Source organism: Thiomicrorhabdus chilensis DSM 12352, from assembly GCF_000483485.1.
In the GTDB taxonomy this organism is placed as follows: Bacteria; Pseudomonadota; Gammaproteobacteria; order Thiomicrospirales; family Thiomicrospiraceae; genus Thiomicrorhabdus; species Thiomicrorhabdus chilensis.
The window spans coordinates 53,134-77,977 of the sequence record NZ_KI519609.1 but is presented as its reverse complement, the minus strand read 5'-3'; the positions used below and the strand labels follow the sequence as shown (position 1 = coordinate 77,977).

22 protein-coding genes are annotated in these 24,844 nt (G+C 49.0%); 9 read left to right on the top strand and 13 right to left on the bottom strand.

The window, feature by feature from the left end:
• Positions 1-93: 93 nt before the first annotated feature.
• Positions 94-1,746 (top strand): 2-isopropylmalate synthase, encoded by a 1,653-nt coding sequence (locus B076_RS0100335; RefSeq protein ID WP_028485555.1) that lies wholly within the window; start codon positions 94-96, stop codon positions 1,744-1,746.
• Between the two features lie 23 nt (positions 1,747-1,769).
• Positions 1,770-2,393: a flavin reductase family protein gene (locus B076_RS0100330; protein WP_028485554.1), complete on the top strand. Its 624-nt coding sequence runs from the start codon at positions 1,770-1,772 to the stop codon at positions 2,391-2,393.
• Between the two features lie 71 nt (positions 2,394-2,464).
• Here the strand turns inward: B076_RS0100330 and B076_RS0100325 are convergent, their stop codons facing one another.
• Positions 2,465-3,052, bottom strand: coding sequence for a rhodanese-like domain-containing protein (locus B076_RS0100325; protein ID WP_028485553.1), 588 nt, complete (start codon positions 3,050-3,052; stop codon positions 2,465-2,467).
• A 244-nt stretch (positions 3,053-3,296) separates the two neighbouring features.
• On the opposite strand from B076_RS0100325, the gene B076_RS0100320 reads away from it, so the two are divergent.
• Both B076_RS0100320 and B076_RS0100315 read left to right on the top strand, forming a co-directional pair.
• A complete protein-coding gene (locus B076_RS0100320) occupies positions 3,297-5,126 on the top strand; it encodes a Na/Pi cotransporter family protein (RefSeq protein ID WP_245566287.1) in 1,830 nt (609 codons plus the stop codon).
• Positions 5,127-5,359: 233 nt separating this feature from the next.
• Complete coding sequence (locus B076_RS0100315; RefSeq protein WP_028485551.1) at positions 5,360-5,578, top strand: hypothetical protein; 219 nt, start codon at positions 5,360-5,362, stop codon at positions 5,576-5,578.
• Positions 5,579-5,596: 18 nt separating this feature from the next.
• Here B076_RS0100315 and B076_RS0100310 read toward each other — a convergent pair whose 3' ends face one another.
• Both B076_RS0100310 and B076_RS0100305 read right to left on the bottom strand, forming a co-directional pair.
• The gene (locus B076_RS0100310; protein WP_028485550.1) at positions 5,597-6,016 is read right to left on the bottom strand and encodes a secondary thiamine-phosphate synthase enzyme YjbQ; all 420 of its coding nucleotides are present in this window, start codon (positions 6,014-6,016) and stop codon (positions 5,597-5,599) included.
• 31 nt (positions 6,017-6,047) lie between these two features.
• A complete protein-coding gene (locus B076_RS0100305; protein ID WP_038150251.1) occupies positions 6,048-6,323 on the bottom strand; it encodes a TIGR03643 family protein in 276 nt (91 codons plus the stop codon).
• Positions 6,324-6,468: 145 nt separating this feature from the next.
• Between B076_RS0100305 and B076_RS0100300 the strand changes: the two genes are divergently transcribed.
• The gene (locus B076_RS0100300; protein WP_028485548.1) at positions 6,469-8,523 is read left to right on the top strand and encodes a M3 family metallopeptidase; all 2,055 of its coding nucleotides are present in this window, start codon (positions 6,469-6,471) and stop codon (positions 8,521-8,523) included.
• Positions 8,524-8,672: 149 nt separating this feature from the next.
• On the opposite strand, the gene B076_RS0100295 is transcribed toward B076_RS0100300, so the two are convergent.
• The 3 genes from B076_RS0100295 to B076_RS0100285 all read right to left on the bottom strand — a co-directional run bounded on the left by B076_RS0100295 (position 8,673) and on the right by B076_RS0100285 (position 11,004).
• A complete protein-coding gene (locus B076_RS0100295) occupies positions 8,673-9,962 on the bottom strand; it encodes a porin family protein (protein WP_028485547.1) in 1,290 nt (429 codons plus the stop codon).
• Positions 9,963-10,024: 62 nt separating this feature from the next.
• Positions 10,025-10,513, bottom strand: coding sequence for a DsrE family protein (locus B076_RS0100290; RefSeq protein ID WP_038150249.1), 489 nt, complete (start codon positions 10,511-10,513; stop codon positions 10,025-10,027).
• 32 nt (positions 10,514-10,545) lie between these two features.
• Entirely contained in the window at positions 10,546-11,004 is a 459-nt protein-coding gene (locus B076_RS0100285; RefSeq protein WP_028485545.1) for a DsrE family protein, read from the bottom strand.
• A 318-nt stretch (positions 11,005-11,322) separates the two neighbouring features.
• Here B076_RS0100285 and B076_RS0100280 point away from each other — a divergent pair, with 318 nt between their 5' ends.
• The 4 genes from B076_RS0100280 to B076_RS0100260 all read left to right on the top strand — a co-directional run bounded on the left by B076_RS0100280 (position 11,323) and on the right by B076_RS0100260 (position 16,538).
• Positions 11,323-11,898, top strand: coding sequence for an RNA polymerase sigma factor (locus tag B076_RS0100280; RefSeq protein ID WP_051347073.1), 576 nt, complete (start codon positions 11,323-11,325; stop codon positions 11,896-11,898).
• Positions 11,898-12,602, top strand: coding sequence for a hypothetical protein (locus B076_RS12855; RefSeq protein ID WP_051347072.1), 705 nt, complete (start codon positions 11,898-11,900; stop codon positions 12,600-12,602). The genes B076_RS0100280 and B076_RS12855 overlap by 1 nt, the downstream gene beginning before the upstream one ends.
• Before the next feature lie 100 nt (positions 12,603-12,702).
• Positions 12,703-14,019, top strand: a complete 1,317-nt coding sequence (locus B076_RS11605) for an MFS transporter (RefSeq protein WP_157753482.1) — start codon at positions 12,703-12,705, stop codon at positions 14,017-14,019.
• Between the two features lie 353 nt (positions 14,020-14,372).
• Positions 14,373-16,538: an AMP-binding protein gene (locus B076_RS0100260; RefSeq protein ID WP_028485543.1), complete on the top strand. Its 2,166-nt coding sequence runs from the start codon at positions 14,373-14,375 to the stop codon at positions 16,536-16,538.
• Between the two features lie 77 nt (positions 16,539-16,615).
• Here the strand turns inward: B076_RS0100260 and B076_RS0100255 are convergent, their stop codons facing one another.
• The 7 genes from B076_RS0100255 to B076_RS0100225 all read right to left on the bottom strand — a co-directional run bounded on the left by B076_RS0100255 (position 16,616) and on the right by B076_RS0100225 (position 24,749).
• On the bottom strand, positions 16,616-17,467 hold the full coding sequence (locus B076_RS0100255; RefSeq protein WP_157753481.1) for a hypothetical protein: 852 nt from the start codon (positions 17,465-17,467) through the stop codon (positions 16,616-16,618).
• Positions 17,468-17,565: 98 nt separating this feature from the next.
• On the bottom strand, positions 17,566-19,284 hold the full coding sequence (locus B076_RS0100250) for a BatD family protein (RefSeq protein ID WP_028485541.1): 1,719 nt from the start codon (positions 19,282-19,284) through the stop codon (positions 17,566-17,568).
• A complete protein-coding gene (locus tag B076_RS0100245) occupies positions 19,278-21,221 on the bottom strand; it encodes a VWA domain-containing protein (protein WP_028485540.1) in 1,944 nt (647 codons plus the stop codon). Before B076_RS0100245 ends, B076_RS0100250 begins: the two co-directional genes overlap by 7 nt.
• Entirely contained in the window at positions 21,222-22,238 is a 1,017-nt protein-coding gene (locus B076_RS0100240) for a VWA domain-containing protein (RefSeq protein ID WP_038150245.1), read from the bottom strand.
• Positions 22,238-22,747 carry a DUF4381 domain-containing protein gene (locus B076_RS0100235; protein ID WP_051347070.1) on the bottom strand — a complete coding sequence of 170 codons (510 nt, stop codon included), beginning with the start codon at positions 22,745-22,747 and terminating at the stop codon, positions 22,238-22,240. Before B076_RS0100235 ends, B076_RS0100240 begins: the two co-directional genes overlap by 1 nt.
• 13 nt (positions 22,748-22,760) lie before the next feature.
• Positions 22,761-23,747 carry a DUF58 domain-containing protein gene (locus B076_RS0100230; RefSeq protein WP_051347069.1) on the bottom strand — a complete coding sequence of 329 codons (987 nt, stop codon included), beginning with the start codon at positions 23,745-23,747 and terminating at the stop codon, positions 22,761-22,763.
• A 30-nt stretch (positions 23,748-23,777) separates the two neighbouring features.
• Entirely contained in the window at positions 23,778-24,749 is a 972-nt protein-coding gene (locus B076_RS0100225) for an AAA family ATPase (protein WP_028485536.1), read from the bottom strand.
• Positions 24,750-24,844 lie beyond the last annotated feature (95 nt).

Below are 24,844 nucleotides of genomic sequence, written 5' to 3'. Positions count from 1 at the left end.
TAAATAGAATAGGTTGCAATAAAATTCGGGGGTATCACGTTTACAATAATCTTTAATTAATCCAATGCAATGACGCAATCAAGAGAAATCATTATGAACGCCCTAAAATACCGCCGCACGCCTACCCCTGAGTTGCCCAATCGTCAATGGCCAAACAATTTTCTGAGCAAAGCGCCAATGTGGGCAAGTGTCGATCTGCGGGACGGAAATCAGGCATTGGCCAATCCGATGACGGTTGAACAAAAATTGGCTTTATGGGATCAACTGGTCAAGATGGGGTTCAAAACCATTGAGGTGGGCTTTCCTTCGGCCAGTCAGGTGGAGTTTGATTTTACCCGCCGTTTGATTGAAGAGGATTTGATTCCCGGCGATGTGAGTATCCAGGTATTGGTGCAGGCTCGAGAACATTTGATTGAACGCACCTATGAGGCGCTTAAGGGTGTCAAGCAAGCGGTGGTGCATGTATATAACACCACTTCGATTGTACAACGTGACAATGTTTTTGAGAAATCCAAAGACGAAATTAAGGCCATGGCGGTGCAGGGTGCCAAATGGGTTCAGGAGTATGCTTGCAAAGCCGAGCAACATAGCCCGCAATCTAAGTTTGTATTCCAGTACTCTCCGGAAAGCTTTTCCCAAACCGAAACCGATTATGCGGTGGAGGTGTGCCAAGCGGTGATGGAGGTTTGGCAACCCACGCCGGAAAACCGCTGTATTTTGAATCTGCCTGCTACGGTTGAGAGCACATCACCCAACCGCTTTGCGGATCAAGTCGAGTATTTTATTAGCCACCTACAAAACCGCGAATCGGCGATTATTTCGATTCATACGCACAACGATAGGGGATGTGCGGTGGCGGCGGCCGAACTGGCTTTATTGGCCGGTGCGGATCGTATTGAAGGCACCTTGCTGGGCAATGGTGAACGTACCGGCAATATGGACATTGTTACTTTGGCGATGAATCTTTTCAGTGAAGGCATCGATCCACAATTGGAATTTTCACAGCCCAATGAGTGGATACCAGTTGTGGAAGAGGTCACGCAGATTAAAACCCATCCACGCCACCCGTGGGTGGGCGAAGTAGTGTATACCGCCTATTCCGGAAGCCACCAGGATGCAATCCGTAAATGTCTGTTGAAACAGCAGGCCGATGCGCCTTGGAATGTGGCTTACTTGCCAATCGATCCCAAGGATGTGGGACGCGATTATGAGGCGATCATTCGTGTTAACAGCCAGTCCGGTAAAGCGGGATCGGCGTTTGTTTTGGCGCAGGAGTATGGTTTGAATCTTCCGAAATGGGTTCAGTTGGATTTTGCCCCAGTGGCTCAAGCCTTGGCGGAAAAGCAGGGCGGAGTGGTCAGTCACAAGGAGCTATATCATGCTTTTGAGAATCACTATGGATTGGCGAACTCTCCTATTCGATTGGATCATTACCAGTTGGATCGTGTGGATGGCAAGGAGCGTTTAAGCATTGAGATAGAGGGTGAACAGTGGCAGGGAATCGGAAACGGCACCATCAGCGCTCTGTGTGACGCTTGGCAGAAACGTAACGGCCATCCTGTGGACGTTATCGACTATGCCGAGCACGCCTTGCATTTGGTTGACCATGTTTCGGAGGGAAAAAATGCCCAGGCGATCGCCTATGTTTATTTGCAGCACAAAGAGAGAAAAGTCGTAGGCGTGGCGACGGCAAAAGATTCGGTGACAGCGATGCTGTTGTCTTTATTGAAAGGTTTAAAGACCTGATCCTCCTAAAGAAGGACCGTGCAATGGTGTTCAAAACTGAAGAGTTAGATGCTGGAAGTTTATATCAACTATTGGTTGGAGGGGTGCTCCCGCGACCAATCGCGTGGGTAAGCACCTATGATGCACAGGGAATCGACAATTTGGCGCCTTACTCTTTTTTCACTGTAGCCAGTTGTCAGCCACCAGTCTTGAGCATCACCCATGTCACTCCGGGGGATGGCCGTACGAAAGATACTTTGGCCAATATCCAACAAACTGGGGAGTGTGTGGTCAATATCGTCAGCGCCGATCATGCAGAAAATATGAATGCCAGTTGTGCCGATTATTCGGCGGATATCAGCGAGTTTGAGGCTGTCGGTGTGGAATCAGTCGAAAGCCTTTTGGTCACTGCCAAAGGGGTTAAATCTTCAAAAGTACGCTATGAATGCCGTTTAAGGGAGGTTATTGAGGTTTCAGACCAACCAGTGGGCGGAACTCTAATTCTTCTGGATGTCATCGCCGTTCAGGTCTCGGATTCGGTTTTTGTAAACAATCGTATCGATTCAGCTGCATTGGATGTGATTGGTAAGATGGGAGGCAATGACTATTGCTCAACCGAATCGCTATTCTCTTTGGAAAGACCAATCCTGAAGGACGGCAAGTCATAATAAGTTTCACGTGAAACAAAAAAAACCGCCGTTGCTGAGCTTCGGCGGTTTTTTTATCTAAAGAAAATCGATTATTTTTCTAAATACGCTTTCTCTTTGTTGATTTTGTAAGTCCAAGGGTAACCGTTGTATTTCCAACCATTTTTAAGACGGTAACCTTTGTGCTCGCCCTCTTTAAGTTTTCCACCCTCAAAACCGTCGGTCATGATGTAGACGTTTTTATAGCCATACTGGTCAAGCATTTTGGCTGCCGGTTGAGCGCGTGTGGCACCCGAACGACACATCAAAACAAATTTGGTTTCTTTATCGGCTCCCAAATCAAATAGTTTCTCTTCAAATTCAGTAATGAATCGATCGTTTAAAACAGAACGGTAACGCGGTTTTTTCTCATCCAAACCGTCGTATTTGAAGAAAACCGATGGAATCATGATCTGAGCCATATCGGTATAACCGACAAACTGCCACTCAGCCGGGGTACGGACGTCAACCAAAATGACTTCTGGGTCTTTCTGCATCATCTCATAGGTTTCTTTAGCATCCACATACAACCCTTGCGGAGTGCGTTTTTTTGGATCACTCGGTTCAGGTGATGCCCAAGTGTTGAATGAAGTGAATGCAAAAGTGACGGCCACTAATGTGCCAATAAGCTGCTTTTTCATTTTTTTCTCCGATAAGTAAAAATAAGCAAGTGTAATTTATACGAATATATTAGTTAATGATAATATAAAAAACCAATAGCATAATAAAGTTATTTGATGGATCTCTATATCAAAAATTTATCTATTTATTAATTGCTTACATCAATTTTATTGAATGCTAAATGGAATCAATAGCGTCCGGCGTATGACATTTGTTTAATTGCGAGTATGATGAAACTCATCATTCATTTTTGGTTGATTTGTTATGTCCAAATTCCCTTTTTTAATGTTTTTCCAATCCCGAAATGCGGTTCTGTTGTCTTTGTTCGCTTTCTCTTTAGTGATTTTAATGACTCCATGGAGTGTTTTCGCTGAAACGGGTATGGCCGAGTCAAAATTGGATTGGTTTAGCATGTTGATGAGCCTGTTCGGGGGCTTGGCGATTTTTTTGTACGGTCTGGAAAAGATGATAAAGGGATTGTTGGTTCTGGCGGGCGAGCAGATGAAAAATATGCTGGCCAAACTCACCGTCAATCGATTTATGGGGGCGCTTACCGGTGCCGGAATCACCGCCGTTATCCAATCTTCATCCGTGACTAGTGTATTGACGGTCGGCTTCGTTTCTGCCGGCCTGATGACGGCTGCACAGGCTGCCGGTGTGGTTATGGGAGCAAATTTAGGGACAACGGTTACTGCTCAAATTGTGGCGTTTAAGATCACCCATTTTGCACTTTTAATGGTGGCAGTGGGGTTTGTGATCCAATTTTTAGCACAATTAAGAAAAAAAGTGGCAATTGGTGAATTCATCATGGGTTTGGGTTTGTTGTTTTTTGGCATGAACTTGATGGGCGATGGCATGGCGCCTTTGCGAAGTTACGAACCTTTTTTGGCTCTGATGCGCGAAATGCAAAACCCGTTTTATGGGATTTTGGTGGGAATGGTGTTCACGGCCTTGGTGCAATCCTCCTCGGCTACCATTGCAATTGTCATCGTGATGGCCAGCAATGGGTTTTTAACCCTGCCGGCAGGCATTGCATTGGCGATGGGAGCCAATATCGGCACCACCTTTACCGCGATGTTGGCCACGCTTGGTAAGTCCCGTGAGGCGTTGCGTACCGCTTTGATACATGTGCAGTTCAATATCATGGGGGTGTTGATCTGGTTGCCGTTTATACCCGAATTGGCCAATATGGCGGTGATGATTTCCGCTCACGACTATTTGGATAACGAGACCATGATGCTGTTGGCGGAGAATACACCAAGGGAGATTGCCAATGCCAATACCCTGTTCAATCTTATCAGCCTGTTGATCTTCCTGCCGTTGATTCCGGTGTTTCTATGGGTTGTCAATAAATTGGTTCCGGTGATTCCTGAGGAAAAGACATTAGGGGAATTCAAACCCGAATTTCTCGACGAGGCCATTATCATGACGCCTTCCTTGGCGTTAAATGCCGTCAATCTTGAATTAGAGCATTATCAGCGTCAACAAGGTCTTTTTTATAAACGTGTGATCGGCATGATTGCCTCCCCCAGTATAGACAAGCTGTCTCGTGAAGACTTGACCATTCGGCGGTTACGTTCCTATCAAAGCCAAATCCTGAGTTATCTGGGTCGTGTGGGGCAATCTGCCATGTCTGCTGATGAACAAAAGGAGTACATGAAACTTATGAATGTGCTCAATATTCTGGAGTCTATGTTGGAGGCCTTACAGTCAAACATGATGAATATGATGCATGAGATGGTTCAGGAGAACATCAAGCCAAGTGAAACCATGCTTAATCTGGTGGGTCAGCTTACTTCGGAAGTGGGTAAGGCGATGGAGAATGCCATGCAGAGTATTTACAAACGTGATTCCGAGGCTGCTTTGGCGGTGATTGCAATTAAGCCGACCATTGACCATCTGATTCAGGAAGCGCTGGCTCATCAAATAAAACGATTTCAACCCAATGAAGAACGCCTGCGAATTTTCCGTTATGAAATGCAACTTGTTGATGGTTTGAAGCAGTTGCACACTTTGTCAAAACGTATCGCAAGACTGCATCTCGCAACGGTACAGACATCGGATGACAATGCGCCAGGCAAAGTGGTCAGTTGAGTCGCGACTGAAATTTTTTTGTAGAACGGCTATAAAAAAGCCCTTGTAAAGCCCTCTTGGTGACGATTTCTAAGACAGGGTAATGCAAAGGCTTACAAAATCAAAAATCAGGCCGTGAATAGGCTTTATTTAAGGATTTTTATAATTTGTTTGCTTTATAAGACTCGGTTTGGGATGTGTTATGCTGAATTTTGATGTTTAATGTTTAATCAGCACTTTTGGAGCAATAGGGTATGAAATGGATTTTAACGGGTTCGGTTTTGATTGGAGTTTTGGCTGGGTGCACGTCCCACCATTTTGTGAATAAAACCGGTCAAAGTGATAAACAGTTCATTCAGGATAAAGCCTATTGTCAGGGTTTGGCGACGGGACAGAGTGAATCGCGGCCTGAAGGTGAACGTTTGATTCCTTACGATGAATGCATGCGCAACTTGGGTTATGAAATAAAGTAATGTTTAGTCAAACGGTTTTCAGCTTCCTTGAAAGGTGACAACCAATTTTCTATCGAATCGTCCTGTTCTGTGTTCGTATAAAAATATTCCCTGCCAGGTTCCCAGGTTGAGTCTTCCAGCAGTAATCGGTATGGTTTGGCTGGTGTCGGTAATCATACAGCGAATGTGGGCGCTCATATCGTCATCGCCTTCATAATTGTGTCGATAATGGGGATCACCGTCTTTAACGGTTTTCCCCATCCAGTATTCGATGTCTTCACGTACGCTCGGGTCTGCATTTTCGGTGATAATCAACGAAGCCGAAGTATGTTGGATGAAAATATGACATAGTCCGGTTTGAATATCGGCCTCGAGCAATGCTTTCTGGATAGCGTCGGTGATATTATAAGTGCCGCGATGCGGGCTGCTAAAATTCAATTCTGTTTGATGGGTTTTCATTTTAGCTTTCACCTATGTTTGATTTTGATAATCAGCTGCGAGCCCGGTGTTTGTACTGGGTTGGACAATAGCCACGCCCGACTGCGTTTGAGCGCAGGGCCAGGTGTTTGGTTTTTCTGCCGCTGACCCTTTGACGCCACACCTTAAAAGAACCGCTTTTCAGTTCACGTCTCATCAGTGTGATGACCTGACTTTCATTTAAGCCATAATTGATTTCAATCGCCTCGAAAGGGGTGCGATCTTCCCATGCCATTTCGATGATTCTGGAGATGGATTCAGTGACCAGTGTTTGCAGCCAAGGTTTCATTTTAAGCAGGCCTGTTATGGTGGATTTTTGGCATTATACCGTTTTGCAGGCACATTAAAACCCAACTTAAATCCCTGCAGATTGGTAAGCTCGAGTCGCCATCAGTTATAATGCAAGCCTTTTCAAGCCACAAAAGAACGAATTCATGACAAATACCGAATATCCTAACCCTCTTCTTAATATTACCGATTTGCCGAAATTTGACCTGTTTCACGTGGAACATGTAGAGCTGGCAATCGATCAATTATTAGCCGAAAATCGGGTTCAGATTGAACGACTGGTTCAGTCGTCTGAGAAGCCGAGCTGGGACAACTTTATTGAGCCTTTGGAGTCTCTGGACAATCGGTTTGAACGCGTATGGGGGCCGATAGGACATTTGGATTCCGTGAAAAACAGTGATGAGTGGCACGCCGCCTATACGGCCTGTTTGGAGAAGGTCACCGCCTATCACAGTGAAATGGGGCAAAATAAGGGTTTGTTCGACAAGTTTACCGCACTGGCTGAAAGTGTTGAATTTTCCGATTACTCTTTGGCGCAGAAAAAAGTGATTGAAAACGCCCTTCGAAATTTCCGCTTGTCGGGTATTGATTTACCGGAGGTGAAGCAACAAGAGTATCAGCAGATCAAGCAGCAACTGTCGCAGTTGAGCAGCCAGTTTGGAAACAATGTCTTGAAGTCGACCCAGGCTTGGAGCAAATTGATAAAAGACCCTGAAGAATTGGCAGGCCTGCCGGAAAATGCCATGGGATTATTGCAACAGCTTGCCGAGCAAAAAGATCAGCAAGGGTGGTTGGTGACGCTGGATTTCCCGTCTTATATCGCCATCATGACTCATGCCGAAAATCGCGATTTGCGCGCCGAGGTTTATCGCGCGTTTGGTACACGGGCATCCGATCAGGCGGTGAATGTTGAGTATGACAATTCAAAAATTATCGAGAAAATACGCCTGTTGCGCCACCAACTAGCAGGCCTGCTTGGTTTTGAACAGTATGCCGATTATTCGTTGGCGACCAAGATGGCCGAGAATCGTGATCAGGTGTTGGGCTTTTTGCGCGATCTGGCGACGCGTTCCAAACCCCAGGCCGAGAAAGAGCTACAGACCTTAAAGGCCTTTGCTAAAACTGAATTGGGCATCGAAGATTTCGAGCCGTGGGATGTTTCTTTTGTTTCCGAAAAACTCAAAAGCGCGACCTTGTCTCTTTCCCAAGAGACTTTGCGTCCCTATTTCCCTGTGAATACGGTTTTGACAGGCCTGTTCAATATCACCGAAACCTTGTTTGGGGTACGCATTCGTGAAAAACAAGGCGTGCCGGTATGGCATAAGGCCGTGCGCTTTTTTGAACTGGTGGATGCGGCCGATGAAGTAGTCGGACAGTTTTATTTGGATCTGTATGCCCGTGAAAACAAGCGTGGCGGTGCCTGGATGGACTCGGCTGTGAGCCGTTGGAAACACAGTGGCGGCGACCTGCAAAAGCCGGTGGCTTATCTGGTGTGCAACTTCACTCCTCCGGTTGGCGACAAACCGGCCTGTCTGACACATGATGAGGTCACGACGCTGTTCCACGAATTCGGACATGGTATTCATCACCTGATGACGCAGATGGAACACCTGGACATTTCAGGAATCAGTGGCGTGCCTTGGGATGCGGTGGAATTGCCGTCGCAGTTTATGGAGAACTTCTGCTGGGAGCGTGAAGGCCTGGATTTGATTTCCAGCCATATCGAAACAGGGGAGGTGTTACCAGAGGCTTTGTTCGATTCCTTGAAAGCCAGTCGCGGTTTCCAGTCGGCTATGATGATGGTGCGCCAGATCGAATTTGCCTTGATGGATTTTGAGCTTCATAGTTTCTACGATCCTCAGGAAGCCGAGGATATTCTGGATCTTGCCCAACGTATCCGTGAGGAAGTGGCGGTGGTGCAACCTCCAGAGTATTCGCGCATGCTGCACAGTTTCAGCCATATTTTCGCTGGGGGCTATGCCGCAGGGTATTTCAGTTACAAGTGGGCGGAAGTCTTGTCGGCCGATGCCTTCAGTCTGTTCGAAGAGACTGGCATTCTAAATTCAGAGACCGGGGTACGCTTCAAGAACACGATTTTGGCGGCAGGCGGTTCAATCGATCCGATGGTGCTGTTTAAATCCTTCAGGGGACGTGAACCAAAAATCGATGCGTTGTTGCGCCATAGCGGCATTGCGGCTTAGGTATCTTTCCTAAAACCATCACCTATAAAAAAGCCCGGACCAACTGGCCGGGCAAGGTGGTTGAATGTGAAATCCCAACCGTTCACTCACAACAAAAAGAGTGGTACAAACAGGTTATAAAACGGGTGTTTCGCCCTTTATCTGTTTTTCTAGAAAACCAGACTGACCTGAGCCGATAGGCGGTCGTCGATGCTGTCCAGAATGTCGTGAACCGGTGAGGCGGCTGGAAGGTCTGGCGCATCAATGGAACGCATTTCATAGTTCAAGCGTACCGATGTTTTTTTATTGAAAAAGTATTGCGCCCCCAGTGTTGTGGTTTGAAATTCACGATGGTTGGCATCTTCTTCGGTTCCACTATCGAGCATGTCATAACGCACGTTCAGTTCTAGTTTGGGCAGCACGCGATAGCCCAAATCGAGGTAGTAACCACTGGCTTTTTCATCAGTGAGAACACTGAAAGTAGCTCCGTCATCGGGAGTGCCCGCGCCTTTTGTTCCGCCGTAAATCATGCCGTCTGCAGTGATGTATTCGGCCGCCAAACGGTATTTTCCATCCCAATAAGTGGTACCCAAGCCGGATCGCTTACGATCCACTGTTCCAACATCATCCAATGTACGTTTGCCGTCTTGCATCCAGGCAAAAAACTTCAGACCAGCTCGTCTCGGTCCCTTGCTATTGTCCAGAATCTTCTCAGTGGAGGCATACAGATAGAGATCCTGATGTTTATCCTTATCCGTCATCGCCAGACCATTGCCGTTGCCGAGCATCACCGCATAACTGTGTTCCCAGTCGCCGACTCTGAAGGCATCGAATACCTGCACCCCGGTATCGCGGAAAGCGCCAACCGATTGGCTTCTTCCCGTGTTATTGGTCGAGTTGTCAAAATGGCGTTCCAGCAATAACCGGTCGGTTACATTGGTGAAATTGACATAATTGAAAACCGGTATGGCCTGCAAGCCTTCTTCGGCCCCCGGGGTTTTGAACAGGCCTGCTCGAATGCGTGCGCCCGGAATGTGGTTGAGGGTGACGCTGGCATCGGTCAACTGTCCTTGTGAGGCATCACCACCGGTGGTGATGCCGTTATTGCCGAATTCTGCCAATATGAAGTAATTGATCTTATTGTCCAGAGGGAAGTTGTTGCCCCTGACCCCAATACGAGCACGACGTACGTTGAATCCTTGGGAGGTATCCAATTGCGGGGCCATCTGGTTGAAAGCGGCCGCTTTTCCGGCATAGGGGCCCGCTTTGAGCTTGGTGTCATCGGTTTGTTGGTATTCTGCCTGCACAAACCCCCATACCTTGGCACGTGGAGCTTGATGGTCCTTCTCGGTTCCTTGAACCATCAGCCAGTTGGCGGCGTGAACGGATTGGCTTGTCATAGCGCCTGCCAAAGCAATCAGTAAAGCCGTTTTTTTGAGTTGTGACGTTTTGTTAAGCATAAGTATCCTCTGCTCTTTATTCAGAGCCTTTTTTAATTGATTTTATTTAAGAGTAGGAAGCGTTAAGGTCTGAGATAGAGATAACCTTGTGATTGCAGGTAGGCGAGTTCGGCGACACCGCTCGGAACCACATCATCTGGTTTGGAATCGTATAAATCACGTGCGACATCAACTCCGCGGCCTTTGATTGTATTGGCACAGACATTGAAATCGACGCCCTGCATTTTAAGTTGGTCTATTTTTTGAACCATCTCCTGGGTGGCATTGGCCGTTTTGAATTTCGGCACATTTTTCAGGGCTTCGGGTTTGATCAACAGAGACAAACCGTTGCCGTGCATCACCACTTTGATGTCGAGATTATCAGATCCCACCGCATTGATGTGGTTCTGAATGTTTCTCAGGGTTGAAGACTGCTTCTTGGCGTCGTCGTAATTAATGTGATAAACCACTTTTTGGTTGCCGTAACGGTCCGAGGTATCGGCAAAGGCGGATGTAAAAACCCCCAGGCCAATTAGCAAAAGACTTATTAATGTGGTTGGTATTGTTTTCATGATTTCACCCCTTGATTATGGTTTTTAAGTCGTTATGGTTTGAGCAGTTGCCATCCGGCTGCGTTGAGTTGCAGGATGCGTCCAGCTCCAGCCGGTACTCGATTCACGCCCGGCATCACAAGAGGGTCTTCGCCCAGTTTTTTAGCAAAATTTTTCAGTGTATTGGAGCAGGCGCTGAAGCGAATGCCACCTTCTATCATCGACTGTATACGGGGTTGGTTGACATTGTCTTGCAACATCAGTCTAACCCCCGGGCCAAAGGCCACGATTTCAATATCGACATTACTGGCTCCGTAATAACGTTGCAGGTTGGCGGCAACATTAAGAACCAGTGTCTGCTTGAAGGGGTCGCTGTCGCTGATTTGCAGCACCACCTTATGTTCTGCAAAGGTCTCGGGTAACGGGGCTTCCTGTTGTGCCGCCATAACCGGAAGGGTAAAAACCAAACTGAGCAAAAGTGTCAGAATGGATTGATTGAGTTTTTGTTTCATATGGCTGTCCTGTTTATGGTCATTTTTACGATTCAAGTTTTAGCGCGCTTATCGGGTTAACGTATGGGCTTAGGCTTTTATTCCATTTTCTTCAACCAGATTTTCTTATCAAAGGCATAGAATTTCTTATTTCATAAGTTGTTAATATATTTAGAAATTTACAGGTGGTTTTTTAAATTTATTTTTGTTGCAAATAGAAAGTGAATTACATTACTATCGAAAAAAGAGGGCGTTCCAGACTCAATGAAGCTTTTCCAAAGCAGGTAAAGAGCTTTTTAAAAGAACGTCTGTGAGGATACTTAAACAAGTGATATCAAAATGAAATTAACAAGCAAAGTTGCGGATCTGTTTTGCGAATCCAAAGAGCGCAGGCTGTTTAATGCCCAATTGGAAAGCAAATACGAACGATTGTATCGCTTGGCTTATGCTTGGAGCCATCAACCCGCTTTGGCACAGGATTTGGTTCAGGAAACCATGCTTAAGGCTATAGAAAAGCGCAAAAAACTCGACAGTTTGGAGCATTTGGACGCTTGGTTGACCAAGATCATGCATAACCTGTTTTTAGACAATATGCGCCATAAACGCCGTTGGGAGTTTGCCGAAGAGAGTGAAATCGATTTGCATTACACGGTGGAATGCACTGAAACCCAGTTGATTAAGAGCCAGACCAATCAGGCTTTTTATCAGGCCATGGCCAAGCTTTCCCTGGAACAAAGGCAAGCCATCAGCTTGTCGGATTTGCAGGGGTTCAGTTATCAGGAAATTTCGGACATCACCTCCACTCCAATCGGAACGGTGATGAGCCGTCTTTCCAGAGGGCGAGAAAAATTGAAACAGCTGCTGCAAAGCCATGAGCTGCAACAGCATAAAGTGGTGCCATTGCGGAGAAAATAATGGGCAAACCAATCGAAACCTATCAAATACAGGCTTATGTGGACGGTCAGCTTTCCAGGGAAGAGTGTCTGGAAATCGAAGCGGAGATGATGCTGGATCCTGACCTTCAGGATCAGGTCTGTCATCTGCGTACCTTGAAATCGCAAGTTAAGGAAGCCTATCAGGCGATTCCGGTTCCTGAGAGAGTTGATTCTCAAAAACCACTCAAGCGGGTCTGGTCGGTGCCTAAAACGGCGGCCGCCTCCCTGTTGTTGGGGGTTGTGTTGGGTGCCGGGATGTTGGGCGGCTATGCTAATTTCAACTCTCATTCAAATATGCAGATGGCGGGAAATTTTGCACCTGGCGTTACTCAGCAGAACAAGTACATTGTGCACCTGGATTCCGAAGATTTTAAAAAACAGGCCAGAGCGCTACAGGAAATTGAGCGTTTATTGGCACAAGGTGGCTCACAGCTTCAAGTGGATTTCATTTCCAATGCCGAAGGGGTGAGGATGTTTGATGTCAAAAACCCGAACCGACCCCAGCTTGAAGCGCTGCTGGAGCGTTATGACAATTTGACTTTGTATGCTTGTAAACGTGCCCTGCAGAGAGTGTTCGATCGAGGCGAGGCCTTTGAGGTGATTCCCCAGGTTCAGCATGACAAGCCTGCAATCGATGCCGTGGCGGAGCGGCTGAACAAGGGTTGGAAATATATCAAGATCTGAAGGGATTCGCCGAGAGGCTTTCAAGTTTGCAAAAGCTTAGGGATTTCAATGGATAAAGGTATACTAACCGGCAATTTAAACTCAAAATCCAATGGTTGGTATGCCTGATAATCGCCCCGTTTCTAAACGCGCTTTGTTTTTTTCCAGATCTTTTTTTCCGCTGTTTGCGGTGCAGTTTCTTGGGGCGTTTAACGACAACCTTTTCAAAAATGCAATGGTGATGCTGATTGCGTTTCAACTCAGTCAAACCGATGAACAGACCGGGTTGTACATTACGCTTGCCGCCGGAATATTTATTTTACCGTTCTTTTTGTTTTCCACACTAGCCGGACAGATCGCCGATCATTATCCAAAATCGGTACTGATTCGCAAAATCAAACTGGCCGAAATCCTGATCATGTTCACCGGCGCCATCGGTTTGCTGTCGATGCAGTTGGAATGGTTGTACGCCTCATTGTTTCTGATGGGCGTGCAATCCGCTTTTTTTGGCCCAATCAAGTATTCCGTTTTGCCAGAGGTGCTGGCGGATTCACAGCTGTTGTTGGGCAATGCCTGGTTCAGCGGTTCCACTTTCATCGCCATTTTATTGGGCACGCTGGTGGGAGGGCTCACGGTGACTCTGGAGAATGGTCCGCAGTGGGTTTCCGCCGGGGTCATTTTGGTGGCGCTGGCAGGTTATCTTTTGAGTTTAAAGGTTCCTTACACGGTCTTTGAGGACTCGGCGGTGCAAATTGACCGGAATATCCTGCGCAGTACTTGGCTGGTGGTCCGTTCGAGTCGCGGGCATCATCAGGCGTTTTTTGCGGTCTTGGCCATCTCTTGGTTTTGGTTTATCGGCGCGATTTTATTGAGCCAGATTCCCGCCTTTGTCAAATACACGCTGCAAGCCAACGAAGACGTGGTGGTGGCCTTTCTCACGCTGTTTTCGATCGGCATCGCACTAGGAGCGGGCCTGGCGGGTAGATTGTTTGGTCAAGGGGTGAAACTGCTTTATCACCCGATTCTGCTGCTGCTGATGTCGTTACTGCTGGTATTGAGCGTTTGGGTAGCCGATTCAATAGGCTCTTCTTTAAGAATTGTTGACCTTAGCGTTGCCGAATTGATGGGCTTGGCCGAGTTTTTGGGACAGTTCCCTGAAAACCTGTCCCTGCTTTTCCTGTTTTCGCTGGCGGTTGTGGGCGGTGCCTATATCGTGCCTTTGTATACACAACTGCAAATCACCACTCCTCAAAACCAGCGCGCCAGAATGGTGGCGGTCAATAACATACTCAATGCCTTTTTGATGGTGCTGTCTTCGCTGTTGGTGATGCTGGGTTACCTGTTTGAACTGAAATTATCGACTATGTTGCTGATTTTAGCTCTGTTTAACCTTGTTGTGGCGATCTGGTTTTACCTGAAAAGGCCTGAGCATGAATAGCCAGTCGATTGAATTAGGCTATAATTCCCGGTAGAGGCAGTCAGTGCACCCGTAAAGAGTGGGTTGAGTTAAAATAAGGGCACCTCGAATAACCCCAGGTTGACTTCTGCGGGACTTAAAGCAGCCTTATTCTAGGCGCGGCTCGCCGGTCTTAGTCATTCTAAGGCCAAGAGTCGCAACAACGAAGAAGGCTGCTTTAAGCCCCGCCCGAAGGGGCTTAGCCAAATTATCCAGCTCTGCGTTGTGAAGTTTTGCAAGGTCTAGACATTCCTGCAACTTCACGCCTTGATCTGAATAATTTGGCGTTGCCAGAAGACAGCTGGGGTTATTCGAGGTGCCCATAAGGAGTCGCAATGAAGTGGTTGGTTAAAGCGTTTGTCAGGTTGTTGTTTCGGGTTTTCTATCGGGTCGAAGTCAAGGGGTTGGAGCATTACCATGCCGTTGACCAATCCAAACAACCGCTATTGATTGTCGCCAACCATGTCTCTTTGTTAGACGGGCCCTTAATCGACCTGTTCGTACCCGGTGAAACCACCTTTATGGTCGGCATGAATCACGCCAAGAAGTGGTATGGCAAGTTTGTGCTCTATTTTGGCAAATTCTTTACGGTCGACCTTCATAGCCCTTACGCCGCCAAGCACATGATTTCCGAGCTCAAGCGAGGTAAACAGTGCATGATTTTTCCGGAAGGGCGCATCAGCACCACCGGCGGCCTGATGAAAGTGTACGAAGGCACCGCGATGGTCGCCGACAAAACCCATGCCGCGATTCTCCCCGTTTTCATCAAGGGAGCAGAACGCAGTACCCTGTCTTACCTGAACGGTCAGTTTTTCGCCTACATCAAGCAGTTCTGGTTTCCTAAAATTACCCTGACCATTCTGCCGGCCAAAAACATGACGCCGCCGCCCGGGTTGAAAGGCCATGCCAAACACCACTCCTTGAAACACCAGATTTTCACCCTGATGCGCGACATGGCTTACCACGGCTCTATTGAGGAAAAGAGCCTGTTTCAGGCTTTGGTCAAAGCAAAACAGACTTACCACCCCAAAGCAGTGTGCGTGGAAGACATCAATGACCAGAGCTTGTCGCTTAAAAAACTGGTGGCCGCTTCGGCCATCCTTGGAAAGCCGCTGCATGCACTTTTACAAGATGAAAAGCGTGTTGGGCTGATGTTGCCTAATGTGGCCGGTTTGTCTGCGACCTTTTTTGCTTTGCAGGCTTATGGTCATGTGCCGGCGATGATCAACTTCACCGCTGGCTTGAACGCAATGAAATCGGCTTGTCGCACCGCCGAACTGAAGACGATTATCACCTCGCAGAAGTTTGTTGACGCATTCGACTTGCACAACGTCATTGAGGAGCTGCAGGATCATGGGCTGCGTTTCCTCTTTTTGGAGGAAATCCGTACCCGAATCGGCTTGCCGCAAAAACTGGCAGGCCTGCTCAAATCCAAAAGCGCTTTGCCGGGTTATCGTCAGGATCCGCACAGTGAAGCGGTGGTGTTATTCACCTCCGGTTCGGAAGGGGTGCCTAAAGGGGTGGTTCTGTCGCATCAGAACGTGGTCAGCAACATCGAACAGATCAGCGCCATGTTGACGCTTTTGCCGGGTGAGCGCCTATTCAACGCCTTGCCGACCTTTCACAGCTTTGGTCTGACCGCCGGGCTTTTATGGCCGATTCTGAAAGGGGCCCGAGTGTTTCTGTACCCTTCGCCGTTGCACTATGCGATTGTTCCGGAGATGGTTTACCAGACCAATGCGCGTCTGATTTTCGGAACCGATACTTTTTTCAGCGGTTACGCCCGCAAAGCCAACCCTTACGATTTTTACAGCATCAAGGCGATGGTGGCCGGTGCGGAGCGACTGCGTCCGGAAACCCGCCAGTTGTACGCCGAAAAATTCCATACTCCGATTTTCGAAGGCTATGGCGTGACCGAAACCACGCCGGTGTTATCAGTCAACATCCCCACCTCGTTCAAGAACGGTTCCGTCGGGCAGTTGGTTCCGGCGGTTGAATACCGCATTGAGCCGGTGTCCGGAATCGACCAAGGCGGACGTTTGCATGTCAGGGGCCCTAATATCATGTTGGGTTATCTGATGCCGGACAACCCAGGCGTACTGTTGCCCCCGCAAGATGGTTGGCATGACACTGGTGATATAGTCGAAGTGGATGAGGATGATTTCGTGTGGATCAAGGGTCGCGCCAAACGTTTTGCCAAAATAGGTGGTGAGATGGTCTCTTTGACTGCGGTTGAGAACTACATCAACCAGGCCAGTCCGGAAGGGCATCATGTTGTGGTGGCGGTGCCCGATCCTCGAAAAGGAGAGCAATTGGTACTGGTGACCGATGATCAGAACTTAAGCCGAAGTACCGTCACCGAAGCCGCTAAAGCCCAGCAGGTCTCGGATTTGATGGTGCCCAAAACCGTGATTCTGGTGGAAGCCGTGCCGGTGTTGGGAACCGGAAAAACTAACTATCCGGAAGTGCAGAAAATCGCCGAGCGTCATTTCAGCTCCTGAAGCCTGGCGATGGCTTTGCATAAAAAAACCGCAGTGTTTTAAATTGCGGTTTTTTTTGAGAGTGGAATAAAACGAAATCAGTTGTAGTAGTAAACTTGTGAATCGTCAATTGATGCATTATTGTCCGCGTCTAACTCTACTTCATAACTGGCACTGTAAAATGTCACATAGGCAGTTGAGTTGTTTCCGATCAGTTTTATCTCACCGGATTCTGGGTGGCTGCTCCCTTGAATAATCGGTTGCAGAGTACTTACCGTTACATAGCCATGAGTTGGGTTATAGAGCTTTCCTGAAATTGATAACTCTTGTGGGTAAGTAGTGGTATTGATGTTTTCAACCCAGTTTTCCAGTTTGAAACTTTTATTTTGAGTGTAGTCTTTCAAGATGATATTGGTTCTGGCGGTAGTTGAAGCTGAACCTTCAAGGTAATCAATATCGCCGTGAATTAAGGCGTTAAGGTTCGCATCAGGGTAGTCGACGTGAAGTCGGTTAAACACCAGCGTAAAATCATTATCAGTTCCCACCATGCTCATGGTTCCGTCAATCACGCTATCATAATTGCAATACTGGTCGGCAATGTAATCGATGTCGATGTATTCGCGGACGTCATCATAGGTACCTGATAACTTTATCGAACCGCCGCATTGTCCCGATTCACTCTCGTTAAGGCTGTGCACGGTTTTAAGGCTGCTGCGGGTTGTGGTACTGCGTGTCTGGCTCACACTGCTTTCGGTTAATGTATCGCTGAAATCGTCATAGGTATTGACGTAATCATTCGCTTGGTCGGTAGAGGAGAGTGTGGCTGCGGAGGTCACTCCGTCATAGCTGATGGCGCTTTCAGATGAGCCTGACCCACCCCCTCCTCCACAAGCATTCAGGCTAACGGTTAAAACGGTAGCAAGTGTCATTTTGAATGTAGATTGATGCATAAAAACCTCAGATAGTGTTATTTAATTTCCATCTAGGATAATACATAAAATTACGCATCAAGGTCAAGGGAATAGAAATCTTGCTCACGTTATTTTGTTTATGCTGGGTATAGGTTTTGCAACTTGGAAACGTTTTCAGCAGGCCTGTCAGTATGTGAGAAGGATTTGAGCTGGGCACACAAGGTTTGCCGTTGTGTATCGGTAAATTCGCCCTCGTGGAACAGGCTGGCTTCAAGCTGTTGAATCCCGTTTTTCAGATCGCCGTCGGGCAGATCGGCGAGGTGTTCAATTTGGTGAGCCTGTTTCAACCAGGCCAGGATTCCCGGATAGAGTTGGCCGGCCGGTAGGGCGCAAAGATTTTCCAAATCCGACCAGGCCTGTTCATTTTGCGGTTGGGTTGTGTCGACTTGGCGGGTGTTTTGAAGTTTCAGTGTCTTGAGTTGCCTTTGTGCTCGATACCACAACACCGAAGTGAATAGCCATAAAACCGCCAGGAAGCCACTTAAAAACATCCAAAGACTGCTTGGCGTGCCTTGACCCGTGTTAGGCATTATGGAGGGTGTGACGGCCTTTAAATCGTGGGCTTGCAGTGGAGCCTGATCGGCCTGTTCACTGGATGGGCTTTGTGTAGCTGGCAGCACCTTTAAGGTTTTGCCTTCAATCACGCTACTTTGCAGGCGGTTGCTCTGCGTGTCCCACCAGTAAAGTGTCTGTTGTGGAATGGTCAGCGTGCCGGCTGTGGTGGGAATGATGGCGCGTTTGAATTGTTTGATACTTTGGATGCCGTTTTGCAGTTTGTTTTGTTGGCTCACCGGCTGATCGGCATAGACCTTGAAATCCGCTTGCGCTGGCAGGTCGAGATCGGGCAATTGATTGGCCATCAAGCCGTCCACGCTCAGCGTCACGGTCTGCGTCAAGCTGTCACCGACATGCACCGTCTGTTGCGGCAGGTTCCACTCTTGGGAAAGGGTTACTTTTTGTGCCGGCAGCCAAGCGTTATGCGCTTGCTGTTTAAAACTTTCCGCCTCGGGCAGCACATTCAGGGTCACACTCTCGGCCTTTTCAGTGACCTGTTTGAGACGACCGCTCAGCTGGATGCGGCCATTGAAAGCCGGGCTGCTGATGCTGAGTTGTCCGCTGCTTTGCGGGTAAAGCGCATAGACCCATTCATGCACGGTGTAGGATTTGCCTTGAAGCTGTTTATTGAAGACCGCGCCGTCTTTCAGCAGTTCCACCTGGGCGTCGCCGAATTCGGGGGGACGGATGTTGCCGGAGATGTATCGCCCCTGATAGAGAAAGCGTAAGGTGTAGATGACCTGAGCTTGCACATAAGGCTCGGGTTCCGTGACGGTGGCTTCCAGGAAATAGGGTTTCAAGTCACCGCTTTGCAGGGATTTCTGTAAAGGCAAAACCGTTATTTTATAGGACTCACTGCTGACATTACCGAGATTGAAAGGCGGTATCATCAACTCACCGACCTGCTTGGGCAGCAGTTGGATCAACCAGCGTGTACTGGATTGAAAGTCTCCGTTGACGATCTGGATGTTATTACTGCGTTGCGAGCCCAGCACTTCAAATTGATCTTTGAGTTTGTCCAGATTGAGTTGGGAGGCCGTGCTTTGGAAATCGGCCGTCACATAGAGGTTGATGATGTCCCCAAACTCCACGGTTTGGCGTTCGGTTTCCACACTCAGGGTCTTGGCCCAGCTGCTGCATGATAGGGTCATCAGCACGGCAAAAAACAGGGTTCCCAGCATTGTGATTCTTCTGGGAAGTTTGAAGGCATTAAGTGTTTGGGTCAGGGTGCGCTTTACCATATTTTTTTCGTCGCCTGTTCTGTCTCCGAGTCCGCACGGGGCAAACTCGGAGACTGGTTCTGGAATTGATACTCGAATTTACGTTTTAAAAACAATCCCGGTTGATCCGGAATCTGTTTGAGCCAGTTTTTGGTGGCCTGTTCCTGCTCCGATGGGGGCGTGTCCGACTCGCTATAGGTGCTTTGACCGTTGGAATCTTGGTCGTCGAGGGAGTCTGTTTGTTTGGAATCGGCCTCAGAAGTGTCATCGGAATCTTCGGATTGAGGTGTTTTAGGTTCTTCTTCACCATTCGCTTGCTGTTCCGCTTCTGATTCGGTTTTAGCGTTCTCATTGCTGGCTTTGTCGCTTTCCGAATCATCGGTTTCGGTTTGATCAGCTTGGCGGGTTTCTGAATCTGCATTTGATGGCTCAGACTTTTCCGACGACTCCGATTCGGAGGTTTGTCCGTTTTTCTGATCTTGTGAAGCCGATTCTGAAGGCGTTTGGTTCTTTGACTGCGATTGCATGGATTCTTCGGCACTTTGCTGTTGCCGATCCAGCAGGTCGTTGATCAGTTGCAGGTTGTTGCGCGCATCCTCCAGGTCGGGTTGTTTTTTCAGGGCTTCTTCATAGGCTTGTTTGGCCTCTTCGAGCTGGCCTTGTTTGGCCAGGGCATTGCCCAAGTTATAGAAGCCCTGGGGTGTTTGATCCTGTTTGAATTGTTGTGCGGCTTCTTTGTATTTGCCGTTTCGATAGAGCGCGCTGCCTTTCCATTGCGGCGATTCAAACAGGGCTTCGGCGGCATTATAATCCTGTTTTTCCCAGGCTTTATAGGCTTGCTGGTCAGGGGTCTGGAAGACGTCTGCAAAGTCGGAGAATTTGGCTTCGGCATAACTTGGCGGAGCATAGAGGCCGCCCAGTGGCAGCAATCCGATCATGGCCAGACTGAATAGCCAGCCACGGCGGAAAGCCAGTGCCAATAGCGGTAACATCGCCAGAATGACGGCCGTACCGTCATCCAGAGGGTGCAATACCTGTTTTTCTTCGTTTTGATTCGCCGACTGGGCTTTTTGCTGTGCGATGGCACCGAGATTGGAGGGCAGAAGGCGTTGCAGATCACTGTCATTGATGGTGAGCGGCGTCAAGGCCGCGCCCGTGTTTTGACTTAATGTTTCAAGTTCGGAATAGGGCAGTTTTGGGAGCACGATGGCGCCGTTATCGTCCTTGAGTAGACCGTAGTTGGGAAGGGTGACGGTGCCGCCTTCGGGAGTTCCGACGGCGAGAATGCTCAGGCTGTAATCGGTTGAGACCAGCCAGGCTTCAATGGCTTCCCTTTGGCTGGTTTCCAGGTCATCGGTAATCCAGATCAGATGCCCTTGTGTCACCTTGGCACCTTTGAGCAACTCTTCGGCCTGTTGCATGGCCAATAAGGGCTCAGAACCATATTGCGGCATAATCAGCGGATTCAATGATGGAATTAAGGTCAGCAAGGTTTGGTTGTCTTCAGAAATCGGGGCGATGGTGTGGGCACTGCCGGCATAACCCACCAAGCCGAAAGCTTGCTCGGGATGGGCCTTCAACAAATCGATCAATTTGAACCGCGCTCGACTCACGCGGTTGGGTTTGAGGTCATCGGCGAGCATGGACAGCGACAGGTCGAGGATAATGACGTTACCCTGATGAGTTTTTTCCGCAGGCAGTTCCACCGATTTCAGGCTGGGGCCCGCCAAGGCGATAATAGCCATAAGCCATAAGCTGGCCAGACCAATGACCGCCAGCCTGGCGGAATTCAAAGGTTGGTCGTTTGCCTGATCGCCCAGCAGCAGAGTGCGGAATTTGGGTTCGATGACGTTTTGCCAAGCCCCCTGTTGGGTTTTGATGTGCCAGGCTTTCCAAACCAGCCAAACCACAGGAATCAGACCTAGAAACCACCAAGGGCGTAAGAAATGCAGTTCCATTCAGCCCCCCGCCTTGCGTAATTTGAGCCAGCCCAGCAACAGGCTGAGTGCAAATGCCAGTCCCAAAGGCCAAACATAGAGTTCGGAGCGCAACCGGTAGCTGTGGACTTCGTGTTCAACCGATTCGAGCCGGTTGATGGCCTGGTAGATCTCCTGAAGTTGCTGAGTATCATTCGCCAGGAAAAACTGCCCTTGGGTGAGTTCGGCGATTTGCTTCAAACTCTTCAGGTCCATATCCGATTTGCTGCTTTTTAAGAAGGCATCCAGCCCGGTGCGGTGCTCTACCTGACCGACCCCGATGGTGTAGATTTTCAATCCCAGTTCACCGGCCTTTTCGGCGGCTTCAAGCGGGTCAACATTGCCGGCGGTATTGGAGCCGTCGGTCAATAACACCAGCACCGCTTCATTCTGCCGGTTTTTGATACGGTGTTTCAAGGTCAGGCCAATGGCGTCGCCAATGGCGGTGTTGTTACCGGCCATGCCGATTTCGGCTTCATTGAGCAGGGTTTTGACGGTTTGCAGGTCGTAAGTCAGTGGGCTTTGCAGGAAAGCCTGGGAACCAAACACCACCAAACCCATGCGGTCTCCCTGACGCTGTTCGATGAACTCCGCAACCACCGACTTTACCGCCGTGAGACGGTCGACGTCCTGACCGCCCAAATACATATCGGCTTTCTGCATGGAACCGGACAGGTCCACCGCCAGTATCATGTCCTTACCGCTGCTGGTGAAAGGGGTGGGGGTCAGGAACCAGACCGGGCGCATGGCCGCCAGCAGAAACAAAACCCACAGTGCGATAAACAATCCGGGAATGCGTTTGGGTCGGTTGTTGGGTTGAATCAAGGATTCCTCCGCAAAGCTGGCCGATACGCGCTGCACGATGTGGGGCGCCAGCAGTGGGGTTTGTTGCTGGGCAACTGGTTTGAGCACACGGCGCACCAGCCAGGGCAGGGGCAAAAATGCTGCCATCCATGGCCAGAGGAATTCAAAATTTTGCCAGATGTTGAACCAGTGCATTAGAGGTGGTGTCCCTTGATCCATTGTTTTGCGTAGCCGCGCCAAAGTTCCAGCTGTTGCTCGACCTGGCGTTGATCGAGTTTATCGGTTGTCTGATAGCCGGTGGCCAGTATGTGTGCCAGATTATCCGGCTGAGGTATGTATTTGGCGGTGTCGTATAGAAATTTCAACCAGGCCTGTTCATTTAGGGAAGCCACGCTTTGCCGACCGTAGGCGGTAATGGCCACCTGCTTGAGCAAGGCGTTGATTTGCAGAATCTGTTGTTGAGGGGTAAATTCCCTATTGTTCTGAAGCTCGTTGAACCGTTGTAAAGCCTCGCGGCGATAGGCCTGGCGTTTATGACGGTCGAGCAGAAACCACACCAGCGCAAACAGCAGGGCGCTTAAACTGAACAGCAATACCCACCAGCTGAATGCCATCGGCCACCAACCCACCGGATCGGGCAGGTGAATGTCTTTCAATTGGGCCAGGGTTTCTGCCATTTGGTTGCCAGCATCGTTCATCGCCATTGCGTTCCTTTCCTTAGCGGATAACCTGCTTTTTCAGCAGAGCCGCCAAAGGATCCTCATGGGTGGCGATTTCCACCAATGGGATTTGCAGTTTACGTAACTGCGTTTGCGTCTGTTCCCAGCGGCTTTGATAATTTTCCCGGTAGCGTTTTCGGGTTTCCGATCGGCGACTGTTCAGTGGCAACAACTGTTCACCGAGCCAACCACTGGTCAGGCTCAACCAGCCGAGTTTCGGCAAGCGTTTTTCCAGCGGATCAAACACATGGATGGCGGTGATTTCATTATGTTGGCGCAAGCTGTGCAGGTGATTCAAGCTGGCTGAATCGAGATTGAGCATGTCGCCAATCAAAAACACCTTGCTGCCGGGTTTGATGAGTTTAACCAGCTGATGACTGGCAGACTGCCAAAGTTTTGGGTTGGCCGATCCCGGTTGGGTCAAGGTGCGTTGCAACTTAAGGCTCTGTTGGGTCCAGTTGAGCAGACTGGTCTTACTGCGTTTGGGGGATACCCAGGCCTGCTGGTTTTGGTTAAAGCTCAAACCGCCTATCTGGTCGTTCTGTTGCAATGCAATCCAGCCCAAAATGCTGGCGATATTCAGCACCTGAGCCGCCTTTAAACGCACCTGGCTGCCAAAAAACAGCGCAGGAGTCTGTTCAGCGACAATGACCGTGGGTCTTTCGTGTTCTTCGGTAAACAGTTTGGTATGCACTTTTTGGGTACGGGCGCTGACCCGCCAGTCGATGTGGCGGATGTCGTCACCGGGCTGATACTGTCTGACTTCACTGAAGATCATGCCGCTACCTTTACGCAGGCTTTGGTGGCTGCCGTTGACCTGGTCCATGACTTTTTGCGGACTGTTGAGGCGGCGTTGTTTCACGTGAAACCTCCATCCCACCAATTCATCCAGAGAACTGTATAGAGCGCCCACATCGTTTTCAGCGTGTGTCTGACTGGGATTCTCGGCTGATTCTTTGGAGAGGGGGCGGGGAGCGACACTCATAATTCGATGGTATCCATTTTTTTTCCGGGTTTACACAACCGGAACGTAACCCAGTATCTGGTCGATGATGGCGTCGGCATTCAAGCCTTCGGCTTCGGCCTCGAAAGTGAGCAGCAGGCGGTGGCGGAAGACATCATGCAGAACCGCCTGCACATCATCCGGGCTGACATAATCCTTACCCTGTAACCAGGCGTGGGCACGAGCGCATCGCGATAGTGCCAGAGTGGCGCGTGGGCTGACACCATAGCCGATTTTACTTGCCAGTTCGGCGCTGTAAGCTTGCGGATTACGGGTGGCCATCACCAATTCAATCAGGTAGGTTTTGACCGCATCCGCCATATGCAGGTTCAAAATCGCCTCTCGCGCCGCAAACAGGTCATTCTGACTCAGGTGTTCGGGTCGGGAGGGTGACAAGTCGCGGGCTTCATTTTCCACCAGTTCCAGAATCTGGTATTCGCTTTGTGCCGAAGGGTAGTCTATTTTGACATGCAGCATGAAGCGGTCCAGTTGCGCTTCCGGTAAAGGGTAGGTGCCTTCCTGTTCAAGCGGATTTTGGGTCGCCATGACCATAAAGAGCTTTTCCAACGGCAGGGTGTGTTTGCCGACACTGATCTGGCCTTCGGCCATGGCTTCCAACAGGGCGGATTGCACTTTGGCCGGTGCGCGGTTAATCTCATCCGCTAGAATCAAGTTGTGGAAAATCGGCCCGGATTGAAATTCGAATACCCCGGTTTCCGGGCGGTAGATTTCGGTACCGGTGATGTCCGATGGTAGCAGGTCGGGGGTGAATTGGATACGATGGAAACTGCCTTCGATCAACTCGGCCAACACCTTGATGGCTTTGGTTTTAGCGAGTCCCGGCGGGCCTTCGACCAGCAGATGACCGTCTGAAAGCAGGGCGATCAGCATGCGTTGAGTCAAATGCGGTTGCCCGATGATCTGTTCGTTGATATGGGCTTGCAGGGTTTGAAAACGGGCGGCGAGGGAAGGATTGGCCATCATAATCTCATTGCACTTTGGGTTATGGGGTTTGAAATCAGGTTATGCAGAGTATGCAAAAAAATCATTATACTGCGATACGCAGAGCATACAAACCT